The 19,882-nt window shown below is 65.0% G+C and carries 14 protein-coding genes; 7 read left to right on the plus strand and 7 right to left on the minus strand.

All coding sequences use genetic code 11. The annotated features are described in order from the left end of the window. Positions 1–312: 312 nt before the first annotated feature. Together AC1DWH_RS00920 and AC1DWH_RS00925 are read right to left on the minus strand one after the other, a co-directional pair. Positions 313–1,638 carry a phospholipase D-like domain-containing protein gene (locus AC1DWH_RS00920; RefSeq protein WP_477092084.1) on the minus strand — a complete coding sequence of 442 codons (1,326 nt, stop codon included), beginning with the start codon at positions 1,636–1,638 and terminating at the stop codon, positions 313–315. Next, positions 1,631–5,026 carry an AAA domain-containing protein gene (locus AC1DWH_RS00925; RefSeq protein ID WP_477092085.1) on the minus strand — a complete coding sequence of 1,132 codons (3,396 nt, stop codon included), beginning with the start codon at positions 5,024–5,026 and terminating at the stop codon, positions 1,631–1,633. The genes AC1DWH_RS00920 and AC1DWH_RS00925 overlap by 8 nt, the downstream gene beginning before the upstream one ends. A 942-nt stretch (positions 5,027–5,968) precedes the next feature. Here AC1DWH_RS00925 and mobF point away from each other — a divergent pair. Genes mobF through AC1DWH_RS00940 form a run of 3 tightly spaced genes read left to right on the plus strand, consistent with a single transcriptional unit; the run spans position 5,969 to position 9,944 of the window. Further along, positions 5,969–8,476 carry a MobF family relaxase gene (mobF, locus tag AC1DWH_RS00930; protein ID WP_477092086.1) on the plus strand — a complete coding sequence of 836 codons (2,508 nt, stop codon included), beginning with the start codon at positions 5,969–5,971 and terminating at the stop codon, positions 8,474–8,476. Continuing rightward, on the plus strand, positions 8,473–9,552 hold the full coding sequence (locus AC1DWH_RS00935; RefSeq protein WP_477092087.1) for a hypothetical protein: 1,080 nt from the start codon (positions 8,473–8,475) through the stop codon (positions 9,550–9,552). Before mobF ends, AC1DWH_RS00935 begins: the two co-directional genes overlap by 4 nt. Beyond that, positions 9,549–9,944, plus strand: a complete 396-nt coding sequence (locus AC1DWH_RS00940; RefSeq protein ID WP_477092088.1) for a hypothetical protein — start codon at positions 9,549–9,551, stop codon at positions 9,942–9,944. The genes AC1DWH_RS00935 and AC1DWH_RS00940 overlap by 4 nt, the downstream gene beginning before the upstream one ends. A 442-nt stretch (positions 9,945–10,386) precedes the next feature. On the opposite strand, the gene AC1DWH_RS00945 is transcribed toward AC1DWH_RS00940, so the two are convergent. Further along, positions 10,387–11,040 (minus strand): hypothetical protein, encoded by a 654-nt coding sequence (locus tag AC1DWH_RS00945; RefSeq protein ID WP_477092089.1) that lies wholly within the window; start codon positions 11,038–11,040, stop codon positions 10,387–10,389. A gap of 360 nt (positions 11,041–11,400) precedes the next feature. Here AC1DWH_RS00945 and AC1DWH_RS00950 point away from each other — a divergent pair, with 360 nt between their 5' ends. The 3 genes from AC1DWH_RS00950 to AC1DWH_RS00960 all read left to right on the plus strand — a co-directional run bounded on the left by AC1DWH_RS00950 (position 11,401) and on the right by AC1DWH_RS00960 (position 13,667). Next, positions 11,401–11,859, plus strand: coding sequence for a macro domain-containing protein (locus AC1DWH_RS00950; RefSeq protein ID WP_477092090.1), 459 nt, complete (start codon positions 11,401–11,403; stop codon positions 11,857–11,859). A 395-nt stretch (positions 11,860–12,254) separates the two neighbouring features. Further along, positions 12,255–12,653, plus strand: coding sequence for a hypothetical protein (locus tag AC1DWH_RS00955; protein WP_477092091.1), 399 nt, complete (start codon positions 12,255–12,257; stop codon positions 12,651–12,653). Positions 12,654–12,875: 222 nt separating this feature from the next. Continuing rightward, entirely contained in the window at positions 12,876–13,667 is a 792-nt protein-coding gene (locus AC1DWH_RS00960) for a hypothetical protein (RefSeq protein ID WP_477092092.1), read from the plus strand. Between the two features lie 149 nt (positions 13,668–13,816). Here AC1DWH_RS00960 and AC1DWH_RS00965 read toward each other — a convergent pair whose 3' ends face one another. From AC1DWH_RS00965 to AC1DWH_RS00980, 4 genes are all read right to left on the minus strand, one after another. Beyond that, positions 13,817–14,293, minus strand: a complete 477-nt coding sequence (locus AC1DWH_RS00965) for a hypothetical protein (RefSeq protein ID WP_477092093.1) — start codon at positions 14,291–14,293, stop codon at positions 13,817–13,819. Between the two features lie 286 nt (positions 14,294–14,579). Beyond that, the gene (locus tag AC1DWH_RS00970; protein ID WP_477092094.1) at positions 14,580–15,026 is read right to left on the minus strand and encodes a hypothetical protein; all 447 of its coding nucleotides are present in this window, start codon (positions 15,024–15,026) and stop codon (positions 14,580–14,582) included. Between the two features lie 91 nt (positions 15,027–15,117). After that, on the minus strand, positions 15,118–15,264 hold the full coding sequence (locus tag AC1DWH_RS00975; RefSeq protein ID WP_477092095.1) for a hypothetical protein: 147 nt from the start codon (positions 15,262–15,264) through the stop codon (positions 15,118–15,120). 38 nt (positions 15,265–15,302) lie between these two features. Beyond that, complete coding sequence (locus AC1DWH_RS00980; protein WP_477092096.1) at positions 15,303–15,938, minus strand: NYN domain-containing protein; 636 nt, start codon at positions 15,936–15,938, stop codon at positions 15,303–15,305. 384 nt (positions 15,939–16,322) lie between these two features. Between AC1DWH_RS00980 and AC1DWH_RS00985 the strand changes: the two genes are divergently transcribed. Then, complete coding sequence (locus tag AC1DWH_RS00985; RefSeq protein ID WP_477092097.1) at positions 16,323–19,751, plus strand: hypothetical protein; 3,429 nt, start codon at positions 16,323–16,325, stop codon at positions 19,749–19,751. Positions 19,752–19,882 lie beyond the last annotated feature (131 nt).

Here is a 19,882-nt window from a genome sequence, read left to right on the forward strand (position 1 = left end):
CACCAGCGAGCACACCGGCTCGAGCTCCTGAACCTGCTCAAGAACAGAGAGTTGCTCGTGCACACCTTCCGACCCGCGACCCGATCTTCACTTCCACGACGTGCGCCGCACCGGCGCGGCTTTGGCGGCCTCGACCGGAGCCACCCTTGTCGGCAAAGGCTGAAACTGACCCCTGAGCGGTCGTGTCAGTTCTGGAACGCCGAGGTGTCCCGGCTCCTGCGTCACGCTTCCACCGTCGAAGCCATCCTCAAAGTTGCTGAAGTGCGCGTGGCCGCCCTTCACGCGTCCCGGCAGCCCGAGAGGTCGTCCAGCTCAATCCAACCGCTGCTCCTGGATGAGCTGCACGTACCTCTCGTATTCCTGCTCGACCCGGGCAGGAATTGCCACCAGTGTGCCTTCCTCCATCCGGTAGGTCCGATCTGGATCCCCTCGAAATGACAGCCAATTGAAACTCGTGCTAACCCAATTGTCGTCGAAGATCAGTATCTTGGCGTGAGTGTTCTTCAGCCGCACTACGGTGAAGTTGGCAAAACGAGAGGCCAGATTCTGCAGGCCTCGCAATGCCGCTTCATCCGAGCCGGAGTCGTTGTCGCCGTATCCGTGAGCGATCGTGACCTCGACGCCCGCTCTCAGTCGCTGCTCCAACTTCGCCCGAAAGCCGGTCGTTACTACCGCGTTCTTTATCCAGGGTGCGATAATGAGCAGCCGCGACTTCGCCGAGGTGAGTGCCTCGTCGAGTAAATCCGGATGCTCAAATACGCTGACGCTCCGGACCAGTGCCGTCAGCCCGGAGCCAGGTGTTGCATCCCTATTGATGTCGCCTAAGTCGCTCGCCTCATTCTCGACTGTAACTCGTTGCGCTTCGAGGTCGCCGTCAAGCACTGGTCTCGGGCTTGGTGTACCTACGGAAAGCCCTAGCCGCTTGGCGGCCTCGATCCGGTCCAAGGCCAGCCCATGGTCGACCGATAGTTCGTCTTCGATACATACAGCAAGTTCGAGTTCACCTCGGCCGCGGTCGGCGTAGACGAGAAGTTGCACGGGCAGGTATAGGTGCCTCTTGACGGCGACTTTGTGAATCCTGAGAACCTGGATCCGGTCGCCACGCAACAACGAGTTGAAGGCAGCGGGCGTAACGTCCTCGAGCCCGATTCTGGCGTTCTTTTCGGCGGGAATCAGCATCAAGCCAATGTCCTGCGCCTCGCTCTTTTGGACGAGGTTCGACTCTGAATAGTCGGCGAGCTGCCACGTGAGCCTGTCGAACTTCACAGGCAGATTCTTTAGGACCGGTTGAATCGACGCCGCGTTCCGCACGACCTCGATGCCTTGCGGGGTGAGTGAAAGCCGTCCTGCAGCGTCCTTGCGGCGCAAGTTATTTTGGCTCAACTGTACCGCAATCGCTTCGAGAACGTGAGCGGACTCCAGTCCGAGAAATGCTGCAATCTCTTGAGGCGTGTCGACGCCGCTCTCGACAAACCGCAGCGCAAACTCTTCCGTAATCGGCAGTTCTTTCCGCTCCTGGGCGAGCACGTCGGCGCGAAGGACGGTCACGGGAAGCGCGGCGTCCTCCACGCCGATCAGTTGAAGTCCGGGGCGGGCGCTGCCGAATCGTCGCTGAAGTACCTGGAATCGCCTAGTCACGGGAGGCCGGCCTAATCATGCAATCCTGAGGGTGCATCTCGATGTGCTCAAGTACCTTTCGCAACGCTCCACTCGTTCCGCGGATGAATTCAACATCACCAATTATGATAAGGCCGAATCGAGCACGAGACAGAGCCACGTTGATGCGACGCCAACGGTCCAGGAATCCCAATGTGCCTCGTGGATTGCTGCGCGTCACCGAGATGATCGCGAGGTCAGCCTCTCGTCCTTGTACTGCGTCCACCGACATGGCGACGACTGCGAGGTGTTTGAAGTTCTTAGGCGCCAACCGACGTTGGAGCAGTTCGACCTGACGCTTGTACGGAGCGATTGCAAGTACCTCCAGCTTCCGCCCCGCCGGGGTCTCGATGAGCCCGAAGTCGACACCCTTGTCGATGGACTCGAGTTGGCGGAGGAGAAGATCGCACTCGGCTCGGTTGGCGTAGCTCGTCTCACCCTGCTCGCGTCGCTGGTCGCCCAATCTACCCGTGTCAATCCACGTGACGGCTTTGCCTACGACATTGTCGTAGCCAGTGAGTCCCTCATTGATTGGCGATCGCAATTTGCCCTTGTAGAAGCAGGTCGAGATGAGGTCGCCAATCGGACGGATCATACGGCGCTGCTCGTCGAGCTCGAGCTTCGAGTGTTCCGGAAGGCGGTCGACCAGACGCTGAAACAGAGTCTCCTCGATCTGCGCCTTCGTTAGGTCATGCGCCCCAAGGATGTTCGACGCGCGAAGGAGGTCTTCGTCCGTCGGCGGTAGTTGGTGCGTGTCTCCTACGAGGATCCATCTGTGAGATCGCGCCATGGGAACCAGCGCCTCGGTCAGGGTCGCCTTCGACGCCTCGTCGACGACACAGACGTCGAACTCGAGCTCCGCGACCGCCTTCTCTTTGATGAAGCCCGTACACGTCCCTGCAACTACGGAGGTCCCTGAGAGGTAGATGGCCGTCAGGCTGTCCTCGGCCCCGATCCGCTCGAGCCAGAGCGCTTGAAGTTCAAGCCGCCTGAGGAGTTCCTTCGCGCCCTCTCCTCGGCCGACGAGCATCTCGACGCCGCTTCGGGCCTCTTCAGCGCCCATTTGGCCCGGAATTGTGAGGGCGCCGGCCAAGAGCTTCTGTGCTTCCGCGGCCAGCCCTTGCTTGCGATCACCCAGTTGGTCAATTCTGTCCTGGTATTGCTCCGCAGGATCTTCCCCGGAGAGCGCGGTAGCCAGATCGGAGTTGCGGAGCCAACTCTCCCTTAGCGTTTTTGCATGCTGTTCGACACGCTCGAGCTCGTCCGCGACTGCTGCGAGTTGCTCGAGGGTTAAGGCTGCACGAACGTGGTCAGGGTCCAGCCCGCTTCCGGCGGCAAGTATTGCCACATGGGCTTCAGCTCTTGTGCGTACAGTTTCGGACCATCGCCGTATCTGCTTGTCGAGCAGAAGGTCTCGTACGGCCGGTTGCACAGCCGCCTCGTCACCAGCGAGTCGAACCAGTTGAGTTACGCCCGCCGCACGAATGCGCTCAACTGCGTTGTCCACGGCGACGTGCGTCTGCGATGCGATGAGGATTCTCGCGGAGGGCCGTTTCTTCAGGACTTGTGTAACCGTTTCAGTAATGAAGCGGGTCTTGCCAGTGCCCGGAGGTCCTTGGATGACCAGGATTTCCGGCGCACCGAGAGCCAACTCGACCGCCCGACGCTTCGCGGCATCGAGGTCCGATCCCCAAGTTTCTACTTGCTCGGGTATCGGTCTGCCGTTTGTTGCGGGATCGATGAGCAGCTTTCGCAGATCGCGCGCCGGTGTGGAGCCGTTCTTGATGGCCGTTACTGCCGCTCGTTGACGTTCGAGAGCGATCGCCGACGGGCGATCGTAGGGAACGAGTGTGGCGGACGACTGGACGCCTCGTAACGGTCGATGGGAGAGCAGGGTGAGACTTTCGGTTTCCTGATCGATCACTTCGCCGTGGCCGAACCGGCGTCCCGACTGCAGGTCGATAATTTCCCAATCAGTGCCGATCAGATCGGCTTCGACCGGCTCCGTGAGCGTGAATACTGTTCGCCGGCCATCGGGCTCATGGCTCTTGAAGGTCAGCGGCTCGTGCTCGCCGCGCCCGAGTTCTGCCCTTGCCTCGAGGATCTCGAACCAAAGGTCGAAGAGTTCGTCTCCTTCTTGGACTGACGGTTCCGTGCTTGGTTTGTCGATCCTCTCGTAGTAGTCATCGATCAACTCGACCAACTTGAAGCGTGCCTGGTCAGCCAGCGAGGGGTTCGCTGGCGATCGGATTGCCCAGCTGAAAATGGGGGGGAGCTCGAGCGCATGGCGGCGGCCCCCCTCCAACTTCTCGAAGTCAAGTTCAGGTGCGGCGATGACTACGAATCCTGCCCGGCCCTCATCGAACTTCAGCGTGTACCGGTGCTCCGAGCCGAAGAGAAAGATTGTCTTGGGATCGCGCCGCCCCGTATCCCGGTCCAGCCCGTAATGCGCGAAGACGTGCCCGGACAGGTCGGCGATCATTGTTGACTCTGCAGCCCCTCGATCCGGTTGATCGCCCACGAGGTGCGACTGAGCGCTCAGCGTGAGGGACAGGAGTACCGGATTCCTCGGCTGCTCCGCTCGTGCCACCTGCTGGCGGGCCAATTTGGCCAGTTCCGCCGCCAAGACACCGCCGTTCGCGGGGCGGTCGAGATAGTTCGGACTAACGCAAGCCTCGATGATGGACCTGATGTCCGGAGGTACTCGAAGCGACTCCAGCGCCGGCTGAACATCCGGATAGTCCTTGAGGGATGTCGTGCTGAGGCATTGGAGCAGGACGACACCCACGCTGTAGACGTCCCGAACGTATCTGGCTGGCGCGTCCAACTCCGGTGGCGCGTAGAGACCCGACCGGAAGTGCTGGACAGTCAGCTCGCTGAGCTCATGGTCTCCGCGGAGCTTGGCGATGCCGAAGTCGGCAAGCAGCGGACTGCCAGACGCGTCTATCAGAATGTTACCTGGCTTGATGTCACGGTGGTCTAGCTGTTTGAGGTGTGCAAACGCGAGCCCATCGATGAGCGGCCTCGCGAAGCTCTCGTAGAGTTCGTCCCAGTCTGCCCAGGGCTTCGACGCGAGCAGGTCGATGAGGCTGCGGTCTACCCAATCGAGCACGATGTATGGCGTGCCAGTTTCGTCGATGTCGGCGTCGCGAAATCGAACGATGTTTGGGTGAGTCAACTGCCGAAGCGCACTCACTTCACGCTCGAAGACTTTCTGCGACAACGCGTCGTTCGGTCCAAGCACGAACTTGATCGCGACCGACGATCCGTCGCGCGTGTCCAAGCCCTTACGGACGGTCGAAAGCCCCCCAATTCGATTATTGCCGCTGCCACTTAGGAGCACATAGTGACTACCGACCTGCTCGACCACTGCCGCCTCCGCTCTTTCTGCCGACGACACTACAGATGGTTGAGCGGCGCGCGCCTGCACTCACGCGGGTTGTCTGCATCTCCGTGCAATCGAGTACTGGAGCACAGTGCGTCGCTGGGCTTCACCCTGACCAAGCGCAGTTGCCTCGCTGCCCGACTGGCGTCCTCGCTCCTACCACGTCCACCCGCTGGCCCCGCTGCACCTAGGGCGCCAAGATTCTACGGAGGGTGGGTGCCCGTTGGGTGTGCCACGTGACGAACGGCATTGGGTCCGCGTCCATCGCCCGCACCGTGCGCCTGAGCGCAGGTTTGTCGTGGCGTCGAGACGTCGGGCGGCGATGCGCAGCCTGTCGCGGAACTGGTTCGCGCTGAGATTGGTTCGCCGCCCGGGACAGTTCCTGTTGACGTTCGATCGACGGCTGATCCCACGCGGGGGACGGATTCACTATGGTCACCACCATGGCGAACGAGGTGCTCGTGGAGCCACTCGAGCTCGTCGCGGGCTTCGCGGATGTCCATGGCCGCGAACTTCAGGTCCACGCTGGTGGTCAGCGGGACGCTCAGGCTTAGCTTCACGGTGGCGTGGCTGGCCGCGTAGAGCAGTGACCAGAGCCCTTCCCACCCGTCGGCGACATGCTCGAGCAGCGTCGCGGCCGGTGTGTCCCATGTCGTGCTCATCGCTACGTCCCTCCTCGTCGTCGTACTGGTTCGTTCACCGTGCCCACCCCGCAGATCGGTGTGATCGATCGGCCGGCTGTGTGGATGGAGCACGGTCACAGGAGTAAGTGCGCCAGAAGGTGCGAAACACGCGAGGTCAGTTCTCGACGGCGGTCGCCGGACGGATGAGGGCCATGACACTTCTGGCACCGGTGGATCGGTCACAGGAAATTGACCTCGCGTGTTTCGCACTTTCTGGCGCACTACTTCCCATGGACGAGCACACGTGGGCGCCGGCGGGGTCGGCGCAATGGTGATGACGTTGCACCGGCTGACCGCCGGCGCCGGGTACCAGTACCTGCTGCGGCACACCGCGTCGGGCGACTGCGACCGAGCCGGTGCGACCTCGCTGACGGCGTATTACACGCAGTCCGGCAACCCCGCGGGCCGCTGGCTCGGTTCGGGACTGACGGGTGTCGGGGGTGCCGAGGCCGTTGGCCTGGCCGTGGGGGCGGTGGTGGAGGAGGAGCCGATGGCCCGGTTGTTCGGTCGCGGGTGCGACCCGCTGACCGGCGCCCCGCTGGGGCACGCCTACCCGGGCAGTGTCCCGGTCGTGGAACGAGTTCGGGCGCAGGTCCAGCAGCTGCCGGCCGATATGGGGGAGGCGGAGCGGAAGGCGGCGGTCGCGGTGATCACCCGGGTCGAGTTGGCCCGCGGGGCAGCACCGAAGGCGGTGGCCGGGTTCGACCTCACGTTCACGCCGCCGAAGTCGGTCTCGGCGTTGTGGGCGGTCGCGGACGTGCGAACCCAGGGGCGGGTGCTGGAGGCGCATCGTGCGGCGGTGGGTCAGGCGTTGGGTTTCTTGGAGCAGCGGGCGTTGTTCACGCGCCTTGGGCATGCCGGTTGCCGCCAGGAGCGCACGCAGGGGGCGGTCGCGCTCGGGTTCGACCACTGGGACTCGCGGGCCGGTGACCCGAATCTGCACACCCACCTGGTGATCGCGAACAAGGTGCAAGGCCTTGACGGGCAGTGGCGGTCGTTGGACTCGCGGGCGTTGCATCACGCGACGGTGGCGATCTCGGAGGTCTTCGACGCGCTGGTCGCTGACGAACTGGCGCGCAGGCTGCCGGTGAGGTGGGGGTGGCGGCACCGCGGGGAGCGACACAGCCCGCGCCTGGAGGTCGAAGGCATCGCCGATGCGCTGCTGGGGGAGTTCTCCTCGCGCTCGACCCGCATTGATGAGGCGATGACCGACGAGGTCGCCCGGTTCGCCGCGAGGCACGGGCGCACCCCGAACCGGATCGAGATCACCCGGCTACGTCAGACGGTGACCCGGGCCACCCGCCCGCGCAAGCATGTTCGCCCGCTCGGGGAGCTCCTGACGGCGTGGCGTCAACGCGCTTCCGACCTGACCGGCCGGTCCCCGCAAGAGCTCACAGAGGCGGTCCTGGAGCACGGGCATGCGGTCCCGCTGCGGGTGGAGGGCGTGCCGGCCGAGGTGATCGAGCATGTCGCCGGGGTGGTGCTGAGCGGGGTGATGGAGCGGCGCTCGACGTGGACCCGGTGGAACGTGCTGGCCGAGGCCGCCCGGGTGACCCGCGGGTTCGTCATGGCCACCCCGGACGACCGGTTCGCCCTGCTCGACGCGGTGACGGACGCGGCCCTGTCCGGGGCGGTCTCGACCGCACCACCGGCGTTGTTCGTCTCCGGGCCTGCCTACCAGCGCCCAGGTGGGGCGTCGGTGTTCGAGCGGCCGGGCGAGGAGCGGTTCACCGACCGCAAGATCCTGGACGCCGAAGCCCGTCTCCTGGAAGCGGCGACCACGAACGGCGCCCCGGCGACATCGGCTGCCGCACTGGTCGTCGCCGCTGGCCAAGGTGAGCCCCGGCTCGCGGCGGACCAGGTCGAGGTCGTGCGACGGGTAGCGACCTCCGGTCGGCGTGTGGATGTGTTGGTCGGACCAGCCGGGTCGGGCAAGACCACCACCCTGCGCGGGGTCCGCCGAGCCTGGGAACACACCTACGGGCGCGGGTCAGTGGTCGGGCTCGCGCCCTCGTCGGCGGCCGCCGCCGAGCTGGCCCGCGCGTTGGGGATCACGTGTGAGAACACCGCCAAATGGACCCACGAGTCGACCGGCAAGGGCGCTGGGCGGCGCACCCTCATCCGCGAACGGCTGACCAGCGCCCGAGAGCTCGCCGGCCGCGCCGGCGACCTTCGGGTGATGCGGACCATCCAGACCGCCTTGAACGGGCAAGACCGCGAAGACGCCCGCTGGACGATGCGCCCAGGTCAGTTGGTGATCGTCGACGAAGCCTCCCTGGCCGGAACCCTGACCCTGGACACGATCGTCACCCAAGTCGGGCTGGCCGGCGCCAAGGTGCTGCTGGTTGGAGACCACGGGCAGCTGTCCGCGGTGGACGCCGGTGGCGCGTTCGCGCTGCTCGCCGACCGCACCCGCCCCGCGCGGCTGACGTCCCTGTGGCGGTTCAGCCACCCTTGGGAAGCAGCGGCCAGCCTCGGCCTCCGCGACGGCAACACCAGCGTCCTGGACGACTACCTCGAGCACGACCGCATCCACGCCGGCGCGGCCGAAGCGATGCTCGAGGACGCCTACACCGCCTGGGCCGACGACCTCGACGACGGCGCCGACGCGATCCTGCTCGCCCCCGACGCCGCCACCGTGACGGCGCTGAACGCCCGCGCCCACCGCGACCGCGTCACCGACGGACTCGTCACAGCCACCGGACTCACGACCATGGCCGGGGAGCAGATCGGGGCGGGGACCGGATCGTGACCCGCCGCAACGACCGCACCCTGCACCCCGTGGGGGCCGGCCCACACGGCTACGTGCGCAACGGAGACATGTGGACCGTCACCCACACCAATCCCGACGGGTCCATCACCGCGACCCGCACCCGGTCCGCTGCGGGCACCGCACCCGCGTCGATCCGACTGCCAGCGGCCTATGTGGCTCACGTCGTCGAGCTCGGGTACGCGTCGACCACCCACCGTGCTCAAGGGATGACCGTGGACCGAGCGCACGTGCTGGCCCACCCCGGGATGACCCGGGAGAACCTCTACGTCGCCATGACCCGGGGGAGGCACGCCAACCACGTGTACGTCGCCCTGGACGGTGTCGACCCCGAGTGCGACGACCTGCCCGACGTCCCGACCAGCAGCACCGGACACGAAATCCTCGGGTCAATCATCACCACACCGGGCGCCGAGCAATCTGCCACCGCACATGTCGCCACCGCACAGAACGAGGCCGGGTCCCTGCACCGCCTCGAACCGATCGCACGCACCCTTCTGGCCGAGGCCTCCCGCAACCGGTGGACCGCCGCGTTGACCCGCGCCGGCGTCGGCGACGGTGTCGCCCAAGACCTGATCTCCGGTGAGGCGGGTCGCCTGTTCACGACCCTGGACCGCATCGCCACCCTCACCTCCCAACCCGCCGCCGCCGTGCGCGAGATCGTGGATGCAGTCGACCCAGACGGGACAGTGGCCGCCCTTGCCAGCGAGGCGACCCGGTGGCTCCGCGCGCACGCCGAACACCCCCAGGACGTTCCCGCCACGAGAGGCAGCCACGGGCTCGACCCCGATGGCCTCGCCCTGCTTTCGACGATCGATGAGCTGATCGATCAACGTGCCACCGCCCTGACCAACGCCGTGCTGGATCAGCACCCGGCATGGCTGGACCGGCTCGGCCCCGAACCCCGCGACGCACGCGGCCGGGCAGCCTGGCTCGCCGAGGTCACGGCAACCGTCGCCCACCTCGACCAGCAACGACCTCAGCACCTGCCAACCGGGCCCGGGCTCCCGGTCCATCCCTCCGCCGTCCCCGAGTCGCAAGGAGCGTCGATCCGATGACCCGCCAACGCCGCGGACGCGCGGCCCAGAACCAAGCCTTCTTCCCCAAGCGTGGCCTGACCGCGCCGATCGGCCCGCCCACACCAATCGTCTGGTCCGCATTCAGCAACGCCGACCAGGACCTCCTGCTCGAAGACCTCGACCTGTGGGTTACCTGGCTCGTCGAGCGATACCGCCTCGATCACCGCACCGTGCCCCCGTGCTGGACCCAGCACAGCGAACTCATCGAGGAACTCTCGGCACTCCACCTGGCCTGGCAGGGTGCGTTCTACACCAGCGCCCCCGCAGACGCGCCACTAAACTGGCACGAACGCTTCGCCGCCGCACGACTACGCATCGGCGACTGGCAATCAAGGACCGGCTGCCGACCCGACGCACACCGAGAGCTGTGACTAGGGGTCTGATTCGATGAGCGGAAGTTGCCGACGAGGCCGCCAAACCTTTTTGCATTCCGACAGCAGGAGGGAGTATCGAGATCCACGACAGATTGACTGGTGCTGAGGCGTCGTACTTTGACCGGCGGCGCACTCAGCGGTCGATTCGGTCAAAGCATGAAACCGGGCCGCAGGCTGCACCCGCGCGGATGCTCGGCGCACGGAACCGCTGCGGTTCAAAGCGTCACCTAGCCGTGCAGCAGACTCCCAAGCGCATCGCGAAGGCGAGCGTCATCCGCGTAGGCCGACGAGGAGTTCTTCGAGCCCCACGTCGGTCTGATTGAGCCCCCTTGGCGGCCGCGGTGCACGTCGACACGCCGGGTGCCTTTGCTTCGAGCTGCGCCGCAGATTGACGGGTGTTGAGCGTCCTTCTTGATGGCCTCGCTGGTTGGCGCCAGAACTATCCCAACGTGCAGGCCCGATGACCGCAGGTCGTCCACACTCGGGACGTGCCGCCGGCTCGTCGAGGCGCATCGTTGGTCGCGGAAATGTGTGCCGGATACCAGACCGGTCGCCTAGCGTCGCGCTGGTTCTTCGCGAGGTTGTGCTTGGCGAGCCAGATCGTCGACGGCGTTGGCGTGCGCCCATAGCTCGCTGATGCATCCATGAGGATGCCGGTGCCGTAGAGGTTGAACGTGATCTGCCCACCATTCGCCTTAGCAGCTGCGCGTTCGCGCAAGTCCCCCTTCGGCGGCAGCTGAAGCGTCCGGAAGAGCTCGCCCGGAAGGTACGCGTGCACAGACCTCGTTGCGAACTCCCTGAGGTACGGCTCGTCACGGTCGGAGAGGTCCAGACCCTGCTCATGACGCACCATCAGCTCGAAGAGCACTGCGTCGCGAACCGATACCGTCTGCGTATGTGAGACAAGCTCGCTGTGGTGGTTCTGGGCTACGAGCTCTTTCATGTACTGCGCCGAGCTGCAGCCAGTGATCGCGCGGGCCTCCAGCCACGCCTTCATCACGTCAATCTGCACCTGCGATGGCATGCTCACGTTCGCGGCCTTTGTGGCCTCGCGGAACTGACGACCCTCACGCAGGGCCTGCCTGGCGGTCATGGAGGAAGCGTAGCGATGCCCAGCCTGACGAGGACACCGTCGACCCGTTGACCCTTCCCTGATTCGTCGGGCTTGGGCGGCAGGCAGGTCGACACGAGTGGTGCCTGGTTGGGGCCCCAACCGACTCGCCGGTTGTCGAGATGCACGACAGCTTGACCGCCGCTGAGCCTCGTAATTTGACCGGATGAATCGATGACCGAGCCAGCAGGCAAATTAGGGGTCAAGCTGCGCTATCTCGGCTGCAACGAGATCGGCGTCGACCACACCCGCACGACCGCCGGCCGACATAGGTGGCCGACAACTCGCGAGACGTCGGCGCGTGGCACGGAACCTGTTGTCCGAGCGGGCACAGTGTCATGCATGAAGGTCGAGGTCGTGCAGGCGGACATCACCAACGTCCAGGTGGACGTGATCGTCACCGCGGCGAACAGCCCGCTCATCGGGGGTGGTGGCGTCGACGGCGCAGTGCACCGTGTGGCGGGAGGTGAGCTGCTCCAGGCGCTGCGGCCCCTGTCACCGTGCCCCGTGGGTGGTGCAGCGATCACACCAGCGTTCCGGTTCCCGCCCCCAGTTCGTCACATCGTCCACGCTGTGGGCCCTCGATACGGAGTCGACGAGCGGGCCGCAGAGCTGCTCGCAGGTGCGTACCAGGCGAGTCTTACGCTCGCCGGCCAGGTTGACGCCGAGTCCATCGCGTTCCCGTCGCTGTCGACCCGCGCCTTCTACATTCGCGGCTGGAGGCTGCCTGAATCAGCGTCCAGGCGCTGCGGTCCGCTACGACAAAAGTGCAGCGCTGTCTGCTGGTCGCGCTCGACGTGAAGACCGCCCGCTTCTGGGAGCAGGCCCTGACCCAGTAGCTGAGGCCGACACAGCGGTGGCTGACCGCCGCCGTACTTAAAGTATCCGGGCCCGATTTTCGTACTATCTTGCATCTCGTATCGAGATGCGCGACAGGCTGACTGCGCTCGAGCGTCGTACTTTTGACCAGCCGCCCCTCCGCGGGAGGCGTCGGTCAATCTATCCACTGAGGGTGGGTGCGTGGCGCTCACGGTCCGCCGCCGCACCGTCACGGGCGACTCGAGAAAATCGCCGTATGAGCCGAGATGTAAGGCCTGCATCTTGACCCAAAGCCTGGCTGCGCGGTGCGGCTTCGATCCGCTATTCACCCGGGACGGGTGTTGTCCCTCCCGGCAGCCCGACGCCACTCTGGGGCAATGACGCGACGCGATGTCCGCCTAGCGATGATCGGCCCCTGTTTCGCGCTCGTGCTTCTCACAGTTGCAGGGTGTGGGAGCGATGACACCTCGGCCCAAACCGGCGCGGCCCGGAGCGCGTGCGATGCAATCTTCAAGCTCCGCAATGGCGGAGTCGGTACCGTCGAGGAGGGCGTTCAGCAGGCCGAACTCGCGGAAGTCGCTGCCGGGATCGCCGCGGGCTTCGATGCTCACTTCGCAGCGCTGAGAGACCACGCCGAGAACATCAGAGTCGGCCTAACCGAAGCCGACGGCACGACGCCCGTGGCGCCGGGGCAGTTCGACACCGCGGCGGTTTCGGCCGAAATCGAAGCGGCCGCGCAGGAGTGCGTGAGCCTTGAGGACCAAGGGTGGGTGTAGTCCCGCCCCTGCCACCTGCTGTCAGGATGCAGGTCGTGTCGACCGATGCTGAGCGTCGTACCTCGACCGCTACGGTGCCTCCGACGGCAGTCGGATCGCGGCGGGCGCGCCGCATCGCGGATCCATACGCGTGGTGGGCTCACCCGGCAATCGCGACCCAACAAGTGCCGACGCCAGCTACGCTGCCATTTGCGAATGGCCATTTGGCGTGGGACGGAAGTGATGGAAAAGTACGAGCTGCGCACGGGCGTCCTCTACGCCTTCCAGCCCGGTGACGACCCGGGCCTGCTGATCCCGGTCAAAGTCCTCGACGCGTACCATACGTACTCGCTCCGAGACTTCCAGGTCGGCCACTATCCCAACGCGTGGGGCTACCAAGAGTTCCGGCCGCACGACAGCCAGCTCGACAAGCCAGCGTGGGTCCGCGACGAACACTGGACGATCGAGAAGAGCCCGTACGGGGAGTGGCTGACGCATGGTCTGCTGGTCGCCGGCCCGACCTTCTCGCAGGGATCTCAGCCGTACTACTGGTTCGACGGGTCCATGACGGAACTCGAAAAGGCTGCGCGCGTCGACAAGGTCGACCTCGCGATGGCAATGGCGGAGACATACTCCGACCACAACCCGAACGGCTGGGTGATTGACGGTGACGGCAAGTTCGTTCCCGTGAGGCCCATCCGGCCCGAGCAGCTCGTCGGGGAGTGGGAGGAGCTAGTCGGTGAGCCCCTGCGGCAGGAACTGGCTGCCTGGGAAATGGAACGAAAGGTGCAGGACCGCGAAGCCGAGCGGTATTGGCAGCGGCGGCGCAAGGCGAAGGTGGAGCTGGAAAGGCTCGAGAAGTCGATGATTGGCCTGAAGTGGTGCATGGCGTTGTGCGCCGTCTTCATCGTCATGGCGTTCGGTTCGGGCAGTGCCGACAACTTGCATCGCGCGTTCTGGGGCCTGGTCGGGTCAGGATCTGTGACAGCGTTGACCGCTGCTCGGATCCGCACCCTGGAGCGGCAAGAGTGGTAGAGCACCGCACCCCGCGGCCTCAGGGTCTGATGCACTCAAATCGGGGCCACACGCTCGCTCCCTTGTAGCCCTCAACCTCGGCGAGCCACCCGATGGCCGCCAAGACCTGGGGCTGGGGTGCGTCCCACAGGGTCATCAGGGCCACGAAGTCAGCAGCGTCCACGGCCTCTTCGAGGCCGTCGGCAACCGTGACGGTTGCGGACTGCACAGCGGCGGCGTCCCGTCGGCGATCGGCACCCGCCCGGCGCCGTCGTACGCCACCCGCTCCTTGATTCAGCGCGGCCGTCGGCGGCGTCGGGGACCCCGATCGCGCGGGCGACGGTGAGGACTTGGGTGGCTGATTCGCGCAGTCTCTCGGGGTGGCCGTCGGACCAGCAGGCCAGGTAGGGCAGGGAGTAGTTGGTCGTGTCGAGTCCGGCGCTGGCGGCGACGAGGTAGGCGATCGACTCGGCTTCGAGTTCGGCCTGTCCGTGGCAGTACTCGCTGGTGGCGTAGTCGGGGAATCGGTGGTCGTGGTCGGCGCGGATGTGCCCGAGTTCGTGGGCGAGGGTCTTTGTCGCCTGTGCCGGGTCGACGTCGTCTCGGACATGCACGGTCTGTGAGAGGAAGGGGGTGTAGCCGTTCACGCCGGGTGGGCAGGGACTTCGGTAGAGAAGATAGGAGTCTGCTGCGAGGAGTGCAGCGACACGGTCGCTGACTCCGCGATGTGATCCGTTTGTCTATCGATCACGGCAATCGATCACATCCGGGCCCCCGGTCCGGCGTCACATCGGTCGCTCGCTATGGCGCGGGTTTCATGCGGCAGAGGGCGCGGTGCCCATGGCGCACGGTCACAGATCCCAGGATGTCTCCCTCCGCCCCCGGTGATAGACAACGTTGAGGGAGCTCTTCGTCGCCGATCGTTGAGTCACGTCAGGCCAATCCCGTGTGAGGGCAGTTGCGCATCTCGTGCCCGCGGAAGCCACAGATGCTGCACGGCTCGGCATCCAGAGGTACGCCACAGGACCGCTTGTCGTGGCCGAGTTCATCGCACCAGCTGCATGTCCCGACTCCTGTACCCGTCGTCGTTTGCTCCAGGTCGTCGACTGCGTTGTCATCCGGCCGAACCGAGGTCAGGGAGTCCCGGGCGGCGCCGGCAGCCTCCGCGAGTGCGCTTCGCGCGTCGATCCGGCGCTTGACCTCGAGTGCCACCGCCGCGATCCCGCCGACCGCCACGAGTGTCACGACTGCTCCCCGTACGACGAGCCTTGGCGCGGCGTTCGCCACCGCGTTCGCCTCGATCAGGTTCAGGTAGTTCTCGACGCCGCCGAGGCTCTTGGCTTCGGTGACGAGTTCTTGGTACCTGCCTAGGTTGCTCACTTGATGACCGCCTTCGGCGTGGAGGTTGTGGTGTCCGCGACTGCTGCCTGTCCGGCTTCGCAACATGGTGGAGTGCGTCGTGTGCCGGCCATCAGTCGTCCTCTCCGAACCCGTACAGGGTGGTGTCGTGCCCGCAACGAGGACACGTGGCGTACCCGTAGGGATTGCTGCCGTCCTCCCACGGCGCGGTCAGTGCCGCGCCGGCCAGCGAACCCTGGCAGTTCTCGCACTCATCCATCTCCAGCAACCTTTCCTTGTCCCGATCAGCTTGATTTGTTAGGCGGCGACGGACTCGAGACCCCGGCTGCGCCACGAGGCCGACATCGCACGTGCCGCCTCGATGGCCTGCAGGTGCTGTGAGTGGGCGCGGAGCCTGACAACGGTGTGGATGTCTGCCGCTTCGGCCAGTTCGCGCGACAGCATCGAACGGTTCTCGGGGTGCTGCGCCGTGATCACCTGGACGGACAGCCCGGACGCCTTTGCACGACGCGCGAGATCCGCGAAGGCATGATCCCCGCTGATGATCACGAGCTCGTCGTAGTCGCGGGCCACTCGGCGAAGATCGATCGCGGCGAGCAGTGCGTTGTCAGCTGCGTCGGGTGCGTTCGCTCCGACGATCCACCTCACGTTGGTGCCATGGATGGCCGCCCGATACTTGCGTGCGACGCTGCGGGATGCGCCGACCACGACGTGGTCATGCTGCGCGATCCCAGGAGCCTGCTGCTTGAGAACCGCCCAGAACGAGTTGACTTGATCGCAGTTCGCCTTGGCTCCGCGAGTGGGGTTCTCGATGTCGACCAGGAAGTACCGACGCTTGCGATCGGCCAGCGATGCGGTGAATGCCCTGTTGGGCTCGATCGCAGTACCGACGTGGGTCGCCGTCGCCGGTTCGCGGACCTCGTCCGCTTCCACGTGCCACCCACGGCAGTCGGGGCACGCAAAAGGGCTGACGTGACGATCAGGGGCGGCATCAGCGAGCGCCCTTGCGCCGTCGCGCGCCTGGTGACGGTCACGGAAGCGGGCGAGTCCCGTGGACGCGCACTGGGACAGCGCGTGCTTACAGGCCCTCGACTTGGTGTCGCCCCTGCGAACGGCAGGGTGAAAGTTGATCTCGGTGTGCATCTCAGCGGTCCTCTCGATTCGGCCACGGGGGCGGCGGTGGACCCAATCCCACACGCCGACTACGCGAGGCATCCAGACCGGCACTGCCTAGCGATGCCTAACCGGCCACCTCGGCATCGGTGGGCAGCACGCCGAGCGCGATCTCGAGCCCAGTCCCGACCCTGCGCTGGCAGGATGAAGGGCATGTCGCAAGCGCGTTTTAGACTGCACCGGGATCTGCTGGAAGCCCTTGACCAGGTCGTCGGCAGCAAGGTGATGACCGCGGAACCGGTCGTCCTGTTGGCTGGCTATTTGTACGACCTGGCGGAGAGCTATGGGCTCTCCGAGAGCGATCAGATCGCCGAGGATCCGCTGCAACGTGTCGACACCCCGGTACCCGCGGTGGATCTGCTTCGCCACTACCTGGCAGGCGGTTCAGAGTTTGCCGACGTCGATCTCCGAAACCGTCTCTACGCCGCGCTTGTCGAGATCTCCCAAGATCCGCTTGCTCGCAAGGCTCTCAACAAGACACAGGCTTTGACCGACGTCGAGGTGCTTCGGGTCGCGCAGATCTACTGGAACCTCGAAGGAAACGAGGACCGACCGCTATTGCCGATTCGCCCAGGTCAGATCAGCAGAAATGGGCGCACGGTCAAGGGCGACATCCCAACCGAGGACGCCGACGACGACTTCGCCACCATGAAGATCACCGACCGCCGAAACACGAAGGCCTCCTACAAGGCAACCGGCCATAGCTTCGCGAAGCAGGGCGCCCGCCTCGCCGCACTGACGGCCCGACACATCATCGCGACCAGCGCCGGTTCCGCTCCTCGCGTGGACGGGGCGTTACTCCGGCGCACCGAGACGGAGATCGCGATCGTTTGGGGCGATCCCGATGGACCGGACGCACCGATCCATCCGCCGATCGCCAAGAACAGCGAAAGGTCAACCTGGATCTCACCCATCACGTCGCGGGCACGCGCCTACCACGCCATCGACAGTCTCGAGCAGGACCTGCGGTCGGCGATCGAGCAACACTTGCTCGGCCGCATCCCGCCCGAGGAGGCGTTCGGCCCCGACTACGAACGACTCAACGCCCGGCGCGCCAGCGCCGATCTTGTTGGCACCGACTCGCTCACGATGTACCTGTATCCCCAGGAGGCCTATGACGCGCTCCTGCGGCACCCGGCCGCTCTCCCTGCCGAACTCGGCGAGTTGCTGCAGTCGAACTTCGCGGCGTTTGACGCGTTCCTTCCCGTGCGCAACCGCGTGATGCGTGGTCGCCCTCTTCAGCCCAACGACCTCGAGGAGACAGGGGCGTTCGTCGAACGGTTCCGATCCGAGGCCTTCGGACTCACCAACAGAGCGCTCGAAGGCCTCGGCCGCGATTCCGGTTGGCAGCCTCGCCGGCGACCTGGATCGGAGCCACCCGAACCCGTCTCGCACAACCTTCCCGATGCAGATTTCAACGAGACCGGGCTGTTGGGACGTGACCAGCAGATCGACGAGGTCGTCGCGAAGATCAAGGGCCGGCGGACACCAATCACCCTGATCGGCGAGGGCGGCATCGGCAAGACAGCGCTCGCTCTGGAAGTCTGTTACCGGCTCGTCGACGAACCCGAGCCCGTTTTCAGCACCGTCTTGTGGACCTCGCTTAAGACCGAACAACTGACCCCTTCGGGCGTTCAGGCACTGACCGACTCCCTACGTGACATCGACGGCGTTACACGTGCACTCGGGCGGGAGATCGACGACACCTTCCAGGGCGGTGCGGAAGAACTGGCTCAACTGCTCGGCGACAGGTCGACGCTCGTGATCATCGACAACCTGGAAACGGTGCGAGGAGTCGAAGTCCTGAGCCTGTGGGAAGTGCTTCCGTCGACGGTCACCTTCCTCTTCACGAGCAGGGTCGGGCTGGGCCAGCTTGATCGTCCTGTCGAGGTAGGGCCCCTAGATGAACCGAGCGCCGAACAACTGTTCCGGATGTTCGCAAGCACCAGCGGAGTCACCGCTCTTGCCCGCACTCCTTCAACAAAGCTAAGCGACATCCTGCGCGAACTTCGATACTCACCCCTGGCGATCCGGTGGTACATCCTGAGCGTCGAGGCGGGCAAGACCCCGACCGACGTCCTTCGCAATCAAGACGAACTGCTGCAGTTCTGTGTCGCCAACGTCGTCGACGCGCTCGGCAAAGATGAACGGGTGCTCCTGGACGTGCTACGAGTCCTTGACCGCCCAGTGTCGTTCGACGAACTCGCAGTGATCTCTGAACTAGACATCGACACTCTCCACCGTGGCGCACAGCAGCTGACGCAGCGGTCGCTGCTCGTTCGCTCGCAGGTGGCGGCCGCTCTCGACGAGGCTGAACTCCTGGCTCTCTCGTCGACTGCGAGGGCGTTCCTGCCGACGGTCTCAGAGTCGGCGATGATGGAGGACATCTTCCGACGGGAAGTCGCCTACAAGAAGGATCGCGACTACGAGCGAAAGTGGCTCGCAGATCACGGACTCTACTTTGACCCCAACATGATCTTTCCGCGTTCGACCAGTGATGAACCAGTGCAACATCTTCTGCGTCGGGCACTGCGGGCGAACAAGGCTGGCGACCCCGCTGCTACCGCAGCAGCAATGGCGCGAGCGCGAGCGCTCAACCCCGGATACTTCGAAGTCGACCGCATCGATGCGTTCTTCGCGAGTATCCGCAAGGCGGCCGCAACTGCAACGACACTCTACCGCTCGGCGCTGAATAACTGCCGAACCGAAGAAGAGCGATGCTGGGTCAGCTACTTCTACGCGGCCCATCTGGCTCGCGACGCTGGTGAGGCGCGCGACATACCAGAGGCAATTAGGCTGGCCGACGCGGCTCACGCATGCTTCGACACCCACGAGACCGCCCACCACCTGGGGCAGTATTACTTTTGGGACAACCGCCACGACGACGGCCGGCGACTGATCGAATGGTCAATCGAACGCTCTCCGACAGCCGAGTTCACGCGAAAAGCGACAACATCGCTCGTCGAGTGCTTCCGCCAGTGGGGTGACGCTGACCTTGCGGTTGGCGCTCCGAGCACGGCGCTGGAGCGCGTGCTCCGTGGGCTGGCCATCGGCATGGAACTTCATGAATCGGGTTCTACCGACGAGAAGCTCATGCGGTCGATTGTGCGGGCCGCCAACTCCGCGATGAACGCCGTTCACCGTCTACCTGAACTGGACTTCGAACAGGAAACGGAGTTGGCTCAATACCTACAACGGCTAACTGGGGACGGGGCATTCCAAACAACCGACTCGTGGCGCAACTTGGAGTACTCCGTGTCGTTCCTGTCTGACGACAGGCGGGCCCGGCTCGCGCCCGGCATTGCATCACCGACGATCGATGCGGCGCCCAAAGAACGCGTTCGCGGAACCGTTGTCAATTTGGGCCCAAAATATGGGTTCATCGCTCACCGGGATTTCCCAAACAATGTGTTCTTTCAGGCAGGGTGGCTCGTTCCGCCGACAAGAATCGACGAACTCGCCGTTGGTTCCATCGTTGAGTTCACGCCGGGCAAGAACGACAAAGGCCAGGCCCAGGCTGAGCACGTGACACTCTGTCCAGTCAACGGAGACGAAGCTCGTCAGCGGGCGTGACCATGTCGTCGAAGGTGCCCAGGTAGTCGACGATCGGGCCGTGGGTCTTGCTCGACGAGCAGTCCAATCTGTCTCGCGTGATCGCCCGGCAAGAGTGCCCGCTCCTATCGTGGGTTGTCGATCAAGGGTGC

The sequence above is a fragment of the Cellulomonas sp. P2_F12 genome, from assembly GCF_056403775.1.

What these genes read in the sequence shown, in the direction of transcription:
- AC1DWH_RS00960 (WP_477092092.1), top strand. Translation starts at nt 12,876, where the DNA reads ATGGAAAAGTACGAGCTGCGCACGGGCGTCCTCTACGCCTTCCAGCCC.
- AC1DWH_RS00945 (WP_477092089.1), bottom strand. Translation starts at nt 11,040, where the DNA reads ATGACCGCCAGGCAGGCCCTGCGTGAGGGTCGTCAGTTCCGCGAGGCC.
- AC1DWH_RS00985 (WP_477092097.1), top strand. Translation starts at nt 16,323, where the DNA reads ATGAAGGGCATGTCGCAAGCGCGTTTTAGACTGCACCGGGATCTGCTG.
- AC1DWH_RS00975 (WP_477092095.1), bottom strand. Translation starts at nt 15,264, where the DNA reads ATGGATGAGTGCGAGAACTGCCAGGGTTCGCTGGCCGGCGCGGCACTG.
- AC1DWH_RS00950 (WP_477092090.1), top strand. Translation starts at nt 11,401, where the DNA reads ATGAAGGTCGAGGTCGTGCAGGCGGACATCACCAACGTCCAGGTGGAC.
- AC1DWH_RS00955 (WP_477092091.1), top strand. Translation starts at nt 12,255, where the DNA reads ATGACGCGACGCGATGTCCGCCTAGCGATGATCGGCCCCTGTTTCGCG.
- AC1DWH_RS00940 (WP_477092088.1), top strand. Translation starts at nt 9,549, where the DNA reads ATGACCCGCCAACGCCGCGGACGCGCGGCCCAGAACCAAGCCTTCTTC.